Source organism: Oleiphilus sp. HI0066 (assembly GCF_001635725.1).
The window spans coordinates 1-1,015 of record NZ_LWFH01000493.1; the positions used below are offsets into that span (position 1 = coordinate 1).

Consider the following 1,015-nt stretch of genomic DNA (forward strand, 5'->3'; position numbering starts at 1 on the left):
TTAGGCATTTTCTCCCTGTATATAAATAGCTTCTGTAATAGTAGTTCTGTGTAGTTAATTTATTATTCGATTTTCTTACTACTATTCTTGTCGGCGGCGGCCGACAGCGCCTCTGCATTTTTAGGTTTCGACCTAAAGGTCGAGTTAAGGGACTTGTGCTGACAAGCCCCTTAACAATCCTAATCAGCCCCACTGACATGCCCTTTGGGGTCATTCGTTGCTCAAAAATAAACAGCGTCTGCGGGACTCGCCTTCGGCTCAAACAATCCTCGACGAATTCCTGTTTATTTTATCCAGTCACGAATGTACCCGCAGGGCCGAAGAGCAGGTACGCATTTCTTTGGTTCTTTCTTGTGCGAGCAAGAAAGAACATAAAAAGATTAGAAGCGATTAATCTCGAATCAACGAAAGATTTTGTAAGGCAGAACCAAATGCAGAAGTGGCTTTTTGGCCAAAACCGAAACAAATCATAAAATAGGCCAATCCGCAGCATCGGTATAATCCAATCGATGATTCTCATCGCTATCCGTCCATTTCGCTATGAACTCTCCATTGGGATCATACATTTGCGTTTGTTTTTTTAAGTTGAACTGGCGGCCTCCTCTTGGATCAGCACCAACGCCCGCAATATATTGCCAATTCCCCCAGTTTGAAGCGGGATCGTAATCGATCAGTTGTTGCTCGAAGTAAGACGCGCCACATCGCCAATCTAAACCCAATTCATTTATTAACGCGGATGCGACAATTTGTCTCCCACGATTGCTCATGTATCCCGTCGCGTTTAGTTGCCGCATACAGGCGTTGACGATTGGATAGGGTGTATTGCCTGCGCACCATTGCTTGAAGCGTTGAGGATAAAAAGTGCCTCTAAGCTTTCGTTTCTCTTGATCGAATAAACCATCGACTAAAAACACGCGCTTGTTGAAGGCGCGTGCATACCATTGAAAGTATTCCCGCCACAGCAACTCGAACATCAGCCACCCGTTATCTTCATTTTCACCATGAACAACTTGGA

Annotated in this window: 1 protein-coding gene; it reads right to left on the reverse strand. The window is 44.7% G+C overall.

Annotated features, from left to right (window positions below):
* Positions 1-467 precede the first annotated feature (467 nt).
* The coding region (locus A3738_RS06925) for an FAD-binding domain-containing protein (RefSeq protein ID WP_304440075.1) at positions 468-1,015 on the reverse strand (548 nt) is incomplete at its 5' end.